The 6,648-nt window shown below is 41.1% G+C and carries 2 protein-coding genes; both read left to right on the forward strand.

What is annotated here, in order from left to right:
- Nucleotides 1-1,245, forward strand: a 1,245-nt coding sequence (locus DPV95_RS10230; protein WP_111407041.1) for a ShlB/FhaC/HecB family hemolysin secretion/activation protein, incomplete at its 5' end; no start/stop codon positions are given.
- A 70-nt stretch (nucleotides 1,246-1,315) separates the two neighbouring features.
- On the forward strand, nucleotides 1,316-6,648 hold a 5,333-nt coding region (locus DPV95_RS10235; RefSeq protein WP_115057714.1), incomplete at its 3' end, for a two-partner secretion domain-containing protein.

Raw genomic sequence — 6,648 nt, forward strand, 5'->3', positions numbered from 1 at the left:
ATTCAATTACAAGACCAAAGTGCGATTCCGTTTGCCACCCGTGGTACCTTATGGTTTGCCATGCCAATGGCGCAGGGGGATATATTAAATATTCGCAATATTGAACAAGGTTTAGAAAACTTAAAACGTGTACCGAGTGCTGATGCGAATATGGAGCTTGTGCCAACGGATGCAGTAGGTGAAACAGACGTGGTGATTGCTTATAAGCAAAGCTTACCTTTTCATTTAACCTTAGGATTAGATGATTCAGGCAGTAAAGCTACGGGTCGTTTACAAGGTTCAGCTACGTTTTCTTGGGATAACGTGCTAACACTTAATGATATGTTCTATATCAGTGGTACACGTAGCTTTAAACGTGATAGCGATGATGCGGAAGGCGATTATGGCAGTAAAAATGTCAGTCTCTATTATTCCATTCCTTGGAAGAACTATCTCTTAACGCTTTCCGGTTCAAAATATTCTTATCACCAAACGGTAGCGGGCGCATTTGAGTCTTACACCTATTCGGGTGAAAGCCAACAAATGAAAGCGAATTTAAGTCGCTTATTAACTCGTGGAAGTCTTCATAAAACCTATGTGAATGCCGCGTTATGGACAAAAAAATCGCATAACTATATCAATGATACCGAAATTGAAGTGCAACGTCGTCGAACAGCAGGTTGGGAAGTGGGACTTAATCATACCCAATACATTGGTGAAACAGTGTTACAACTGTTTGCGAACTATAAACGTGGTACGGGTGGGAATAAATCCTTACCAGCACCGGAAGAAGCGTTTGGTGAAGGGACTTCCCGTATGCAGATTTTTACTGCAGGCATTGATTTTACCTATCCTTTCACTATCGGCAATCAACCTTTCCGCTTTAACACCAGCTGGAATGGACAATGGAACGGTACACCTTTAACACAACAAGATAAATTTAGTATTGGTGGCCGTTATACCGTGCGAGGGTTTGATGGCGAGCTATCACTTTCCGGTGAAAAAGGTTGGTTATGGCGAAATGAGCTCGGTTGGAATATTGCCAATAAAGGACATGAGCTTTATTTAGGAATAGACCGAGGCAAGGTGCACTCTAGCCAAGAAGAGCTTCAAATTGGTGATAGCTTAATGGGGGGCGCAATTGGACTTCGCGGCAAACTATGGGGCATTAACTATGATTATTTCGTAGGTGTTCCAATTAAAAAACCGGAAGGATTTAGAACCAGTCATGTGACAACCGGATTTAATGTGAGCTACCGTTTTTAATGCTCACACTTTTAGATGAATAAATTGATTAAAACCAAACAGAATTTAAAACTTTAAAGGAAATTAAAAAATGAATAAACGTCATTATAAAGTGATTTTTAGCCGTGTATTAAACCAGCTTGTGGTGGTCTCTGAGTTGGCAAAATCTCAAGGTAAAGCACAAAGTGAAAATGTGAGCGCAGAACAAGAAAAAACAGGGCTATTTTCAACCGCACTTTCTCTTAATCCTATTCATTTTAGCTTAATGTTAGCATTGGGCTTTGTCTTCTTATCGCCTTCTGTTCATGCCGAAGATATGGCCATTCGTGCAGATAAATCTGCACCGGGTAATCAACAACCCACCGTACTTCAAACCGGCAATGGTTTACCGCAAGTGAATATTCAGACACCAAGTAAAGGTGGCGTATCTCGTAACCAATATTCGCAATTTGATGTAACTGAGAAAGGGGCAGTGTTAAACAATGCTCGTAAAGCGGCACAAACGCAAATGGCCGGTTGGGTGCAAGGTAACCCGAATCTTGCTCGTGGTGAAGCAAAAGTCATTCTTAATGAGGTGAACTCAGCTAATCCAAGCCGTTTAAAAGGTTATGTAGAAGTCGCAGGTAAAAAAGCAGATGTGGTGATTGCCAATCCAAGTGGTATCCAATGTGATGGCTGTGGTGTGATTAATGCTGGACGCACCACGCTGACAACCGGTAAAGCGGAAGTAGAAAATGGCGAGTTGAAAGGCTATCGCGTAAAAGGCGGTAAAGTGACTGTTGGTCAAAAAGGCATGGATAATAGTCAATCTGATTACACCGATATTATCGCGGAGAAGGCCGAAATCAAAGGTGGGGTTTGGTCGAAGAAAGGGATTAAAGTTACCACGGGTAAAAACAATGTTGACCGTACCAATGATTCGGTTGTGTACGTGGGGGATAAAAACGCCGACAACACTGACCGCACTTCTGACACGCAAAGTGAAAACCAAAGCTACAGTGTGGATGTAAGTCAATTGGGTGGGATGTATTCCGAGAAAATCCATTTAGTGGATAACGGTCAAGGCCTTGGTGTACGCAATGCGGGGCATATCGGTGCATCAGCGGGTGAGGTGAAGATTGATAGTCAAGGCCGTATTGTTAATGAAGGGGTGATTAGCGGTAAACAAGATGTCCAAATCAAAACCAAATCTGATTTTGTTCAAAAGGGTAAAGTTGAAACAGCACGAGGTGATGTTCTAGTTGATGCTAAAAATAAAATTACTCAGATGGGCTCGACTATTTCTGGTGGACATATTCGTTATCAAGCGAATTCAGTCGAAGCGGGTAAGTCTTCAGTATTAGCTGCGGGTGTTGAGGAAAATGGTAAAGCCCGCGAAGTAGATGAGGTTGGTGAGACTAAAAACCTTGAAATAAAAACAGTAAAAACAACTGTGGCGAAAGGGAAAAATATTGCCTCTGGTAAGGTTGATGTTCAAGCTCAAACAGTCGATGTCAGCGAGAGCCAAACAAGTGGCCAAGATGTTCATATTGTGGCTAATAAAGGTGAAATTAACGCAAATCAAGCAACGCTCGTTGCAAAAAACGAGATCGGATTGCGTACACCTTCTCAACTTTTAACACAGCACGCTAATTTAAAAGCAGATTGGATTAATGCAACCGTGCAAAGGGTGGAAAATCAACATGGCCGATGGGCAAGCCAAGGTGTGCGTGATTTCTCATTAAACCTAGAAAAAGGGTTAAATAATGAAAACGGCTTAATACTTTCTGGTGGAAATATGAGTCTTACACAGCATAATCAATTCTTAAATAATCGAGAAGGACGTTTGCTAAGTGGTAAAGGTTTAACTTTAACTGCATTATCCGTGGATAACCGAGCTGGAATGATTGTTGCTGACGGTTCTTCAACGTTAAATATTGCAAGGGATATTAATAACCAAAAAGTCGGCAATACAGGTTCACTCATTCAAGCACAGGGTGATTTAACGGTTAATACCACTAATCTAAATAACCAAAATACTAAAGGTAATGCGCAATCAGTACCAACACAGGGTATTCTTGCTGGTAAGGCTGAGGTGAATGCTCATCAATTGGACAATAAGCAAGGTGGGATTTATTCGGTTTCTTCTCAGGTATTGAATATTGTTAATCAATTAGACAACACGCAAGGTGAACTATTCTCTACAGGAGATATTCGTATTCAGGGTAGAGGGGCTTCCATAAAAAATAGTCAAGGTTCAATTCAGGCTGCAGAAAAATTGAATATTCAGGTTAATGCACTTTCTGGTGATGGCGATATTGAGGCTAACCATACAAATATCCAACTTGTTCAAGATTTTGATAGTCAACGCGATTTAGTTGGTCGTTCTTCATTAAGTTTAACTACTCAAGGAAATTTGATTAATCGAGCAGGGTTGCTTTCTGAAGGTACTACCCAAGTCAATGCTAAGAATATTGAAAATACAGAGAATGCTGAAATTCAAGGAAAACAAACCGCACTTACAAGTGAGCAGAATATAACCAACCGAGGGTTGATTAAAGGGACAGTAGAAAATGTTATCAAGACCGGTGATACATTAACTAATATCGGTACTGGTCGTATTTATGGTGGTCATGTTGCTTTACAGGCTGGTCAAAAAATAGTGAATACAGATGAATTACAATCTGATGGAACGATTAAATCAGCGGTTGTTGCGGCAAAAGCACGTCTAGATGTTGCAGCGCCTTTAGTTGAGAACAGTAAAACAGTCTTTACCCAAAAATGGGCGTTTAATGGTATTGGCGGTACATTATCCTCTGAAGGGAAAGTTGTATTTGGTCGTACTTTAGATGAAAACAATCAATCAAAAGGTTTAGGCGATAAATTATTAAATAGCGGTAGTTTGATTGAAGGGCGAGGCGTTATCCTTGGTATGCGTGAAACTTTAAACAAAAATGCGCGTATTGATACAAGGCTAGAAGAAGTCAAACGTGAAAAAGTGGATGAACATTATCTGCTTGAAGATGGGAGCTCTGAACGTATTAATTTTGATCAACTTCGTTGGGCATCCTTTAGTCGAGCGGGCAAAGTGGTTTATAAAAATCAAAATAAGGTAACGCGACCATCGGATGGCAAAATTGAAGGCCATATTTTACCAATGCCAAATGAGGAAGTATGCGGCAATGAGCAAACCCGTTCAGGCTGTGTTGTTGTACCTCAAGCACTTTATTTAAATAATGATCCTATATGGGCAGCATTTAATATTGCTCCTCCATCTACTTCTCCAACATTACCCGATCTAAGTGGCTTGGATGAAACGTTAAAGCAAGCACCAGAAGAGCCTAAACAGCCTAAACGAACATGGCGTAATCGTCATGATTATGATCGTCTCATGAAAGAATATGAATCAAAAATGGTAGAGTACCGGAAAGCTGTTGCTGATTATGAGTCTAAATTGGTTGAATATTCTGCTCAAATGAAGCCATATTTCGAGTGGGCTAAGGCAAATGAAAAAGCATTCGAGCAATTAGATGCTGCAATTTTGGCTCACAATAAAAAGCTCTCAGGTAAAGAATTTTATCGATTCTGGGATATTTATGTAAAAGAACGTATTACCAGTGAAACAAAGGTAAAAGAAACGCATCCTGGTAAGATTTTGAGCCAAGGTGATGTTGAATTTAATGGAAATGTGGAAAATAACCGAAGCCAAATAATTGCAGCTGGAAAGATCTATAATCCTAATAACCCTTCTGAAGAAGTAAACAATGTACCAGAAATGGGGATTACTCAAGTTGTTGATAAGGGTAATCAAGAGTGGACTTACTCTCGTTGGAGAGGCGGATTTAAACGATATCATCAACGAGAGTGGGATGGTCGACATGATTATGAAAAAGTAGTAATTACGCCACTCGATCTCAATCAAGTAAAAACTGAATCTTATAGTACCTTTAAGCCAGAGGCGGAAAAAGCTAATCTTTCGATGGAAACTATCGCACTTGCTAACAATATCAATGTTGCCAATGGTGTGAATCAATCGAATGCAAAAGCTGGGCAGCGTGAAATTCGTACGATTGGTGCGGATGTTTCTTTGCCAACCTCAAGCCTTTATCGCACCAATCCAGAGGCCACTAATCGCCCATTAATTGAAACAGATTCAGCGTTTACCGATAAAAAGCAATGGCTCAGCAGTGACTATATGTTCAACGCACTTCGTCGTGATCCACAAAATATCTTGAGACGCTTAGGTGATGGCTATTACGAGCAACGTTTAGTGCGTGACCAAGTGAATCAGCTGACTGGCCGAATGTTCTTAACAGGTTATCAAGATTTAGAGGCGCAATATAAAGGGTTAATGGATAATGGTATTACCTTTGCAAAACGCTTCAACTTAACCCCAGGTGTGGCTTTAAGCCCAGCTCAGGTTGCACAACTTACGTCAGATATTGTTTGGTTTGAGGAAAAAGAGGTAACCTTACCAAGCGGAAAACAAGTCAAAGTAATGGCGCCTCGTGTCTATGCCATGGTGCAGAAAGGTGACTTAAATGGTGAAGGTGCGTTGATTTCAGCGGATGTGATTGATTTACGGAGTCATCGTTTAACCAATAGCGGCACCATTGCAGGCCGTAAGCTTACGTTATTAAATACCGAAAGCTTATTCAACGCAGGCACCATTACGGGTGATAAAGTGGGCATCAACACCACGAATAACTTCGATAATATCGGCGGTAAAGTGGAAGCCGGGCGCGCCCTTTTGGTGGATGTGGGCGGTGATTTAAATCACGAAAGTACCACGATGACGACAAAGGTGGACTTATCTCATTTTCAACGTAGTGAAACGACACTGGCTCGTAAAGCACTTTTCCATGTGAAAGGAGAAGATGGCCAGTTACAACTCTCATCAAATAATCTAAACGCTAAAGGTGCAGATATTATTAACGATGGCAATGGCAGCACACTTGTTCAAAGCAAAAATAACATGAATCTCACCGCACTTTCAGTGGGCTTTGATGAGAAGATGGGGAAAGGCAATCATTACCGTCATGAGAAAGTGGAAGAGGCAGTAGTCAGCCGAGTAAAAGGCAAGGGTGATGTTGCGCTAACAGGTAAAAATATTTTATCCGAAGGGGCACAGCTAGAGAGTGACGCGAAGTTAATGGCCATTGCAGAAAACGACCTTGTGTTGAATGGTGCAAAAGAAAGCCGTGATTTTGAAGAGTTTCATAAAACGAAAAGTGGCAGCTTTGCTAGAACGACCAAAACCAGTCTTGACCAACAACACTCCGTTACTCAAGTCGGCACACAGGTGAGTGGTAAAGACGTACTTCTTTCAGCAGGTCATGACGTGAAGGCGAAAGGCATTCAGGCTATTGCGGATGATAATCTGCATATTCAGGCTGGACATGATGTTGACATTGCAGCGGATACCAATCATTTCAAAAATAAGCG

The organism is Haemophilus parainfluenzae (assembly GCF_003252755.1).
GTDB lineage: Bacteria > Pseudomonadota > Gammaproteobacteria > Enterobacterales > Pasteurellaceae > Haemophilus_D > Haemophilus_D parainfluenzae_N.